This window comes from Caballeronia pedi (genome assembly GCF_001544915.2).
GTDB lineage: Bacteria > Pseudomonadota > Gammaproteobacteria > Burkholderiales > Burkholderiaceae > Caballeronia > Caballeronia pedi.
Genome location: NZ_FCOE02000106.1, coordinates 1 through 1,451, shown reverse-complemented (window position 1 = coordinate 1,451; position 1,451 = coordinate 1). Strand labels below are relative to the sequence as shown.

The window sequence follows — 1,451 nt, the reverse complement described above, 5'->3', positions numbered from 1 at the left end:
TGAACTGACCCCACGAAGTTGGACGGTTAAATTCTAGCGGGTAGCCGAGGCCTGAGTTCTGTATTGCACGGGACTCAGGCCTTTCAGTTTGAGTTTGATGCGTTCGTGGTTGTAGTAGTGGATGTAGCGATTCAGCGCGTCGCAAAGCTGGTCCACATTGATGAACCGGTCTAATCTAAAGCACTCGGACTTGAGTGTGCCGAAGAAGCTCTCCATGGCAGCGTTGTCCAGACAGTTGGCCTTGCGGGACATGCTTTGCGGCAATTGGCGTTGCTTGAGTAGCCGGCTAAATGCCGGCATTCGGTATTGCCAACCCTGATCTGAATGCAGCAGTGGTCGCTCGTTGCCTCGAAGTCGGGTCAATGCTTTTTTCAGCATGCCGCTGACCAACTCGAAGCTGGGTCGCGAGTCCATCTGGTACGCCACGATCTCGCCGTTATACAGATCCATCACGGGCGATAGATAAAGCTTCTGTGCGCCGACTTTGAATTCGGTCACATCGGTCACCCACTTCTGGTTGGGACCGTCAGCTTTGAATTGTCTTTGCAACAGATTGGGTGCAGCACGGCCCACTTCGCCCCGCCAGGAACGGTATTTCTTCGGGCGCACCAGTGACTTCAACTGGAGTTGTCCCATCAGCCGTTGCACCGTCTTGTGGTTGACGAGTTCTCCGGCCTGCCGGATTGCAGCCGTGATGCGACGGTAGCCGTAGCGACCCTTGTGGTGCTCATACAAGGTTCGGATCTTCTCCTTCAGACCAGCGTGCCGCTCGCCCCTGTCCAGCGCCTTGAACTGATAGTAGAACGTGCTGCGGACCAGACCTGCGGCCTTCAGAAGGGCTGCGAGAGGATGGTGCGCCCGGAGGTCCTGCACTATTTGCGCTTTTTCCTTTGCGCTGCCCGCGCTTTCTCCTTGAGCAGCGCATCGAGCTTTTTTAGGTACGCCACCTCCGCGCGCAGGTATTCGTTCTCCTTGAGCAGTTCTTCGCGCGTGCGCGCCTCTGGCGTTTTGCCTTCGGCGCGCTTGTCGGGCTGGGTAGCATTCATCTTTGGGCAACGCCCCCGCGGACGGGGCGCCAAGGCATCTAGACCGCCCTCATGATACAGGCGCTCCCACGTCGCGACGCCACGCGGGTTACGCAGATCGAACAGCGCCGTCACCTGGGTGTACGACAACTCGTCCTGCCACATCCGTTGCAGCACCGACAACTTGAACTGAGCATCGTAATGGCTGTATTTCTTGCGCAGCCCCGCAACCCCATGCACACGATAGCTTGCCACCCAGCGGCGAACCATCGAGAAGTCCACTCCGTAACGCGCCCCCAATGCCCTGTAGCCGCTTTCGCCGGCAAGATAGTCCTCGACAACCCGTCTTCTGAATCCCTCGCTGTACTTCGCCATGAAAAACACCCCAAAGGTTGGATCTGTGTCCAACTTTTGGGGTGCAGTTCA

At 57.4% G+C, this 1,451-nt stretch carries 1 protein-coding gene; it reads right to left on the bottom strand.

Translation table 11 applies throughout. The features are described 5' to 3' along the window. Positions 1–33 precede the first annotated feature (33 nt). A protein-coding gene (locus AWB80_RS42705) for an IS3 family transposase (RefSeq protein WP_087132118.1) occupies positions 34–1,400 on the bottom strand; the annotation gives its coding sequence in 2 pieces (ribosomal slippage) (positions 34–938 and positions 938–1,400; 1,368 coding nt in all). Between the last annotated feature and the right edge of the window lie 51 nt (positions 1,401–1,451).